The following is a 404-nucleotide window of genomic DNA, read 5'->3' as shown; positions in this document are numbered from 1 at the left end:
CCATCAGCGGGGAAGGCACCGATACTGACAACGATGGCCACGGCACCGGTATGGCGGCCCTCATCGCTGGCACCGGCGCAGGCGGCGGTATCCAAGGGCTCGCACCCGGAGTCGATATCCTCCCCATCCGCGCATACCCTGGTGCCGACGAAGTGGACTTCGGCTTCGAAAGGCGTTTTGCCGAAGCCGTTCAGTACGCAGCCGATGCCGGTGCACAAATTATCAGCGTTTCCCTCGCGACTCTCTATATTGCCGGGTCGCAAGAAGAAGTTACTGAAGCTCTTGAGGAAGCAGCGCGACAGGACATCTTGATATTCGCTGGTACCGGAAATGACGGCGCTACCACGAATGAGGTGACGTTCCCTAACAACCAGGACGGTGTCGTCGGTGTCGGCGCGGTAGAC

1 protein-coding gene is annotated in these 404 nt (G+C 59.9%); it reads left to right on the top strand.

The window, feature by feature from the left end:
• Positions 1-50: 50 nt before the first annotated feature.
• Positions 51-404, top strand: a 354-nt coding sequence (locus JK356_RS21535) for a S8 family serine peptidase (RefSeq protein ID WP_201870356.1), incomplete at its 3' end; no start/stop codon positions are given.

It is taken from the genome of Streptomyces sp. 7-21 (assembly GCF_016741785.1).
Lineage (GTDB): Bacteria > Actinomycetota > Actinomycetes > Streptomycetales > Streptomycetaceae > Streptomyces.
This window is presented reverse-complemented; position numbering and strand designations above follow the sequence as displayed.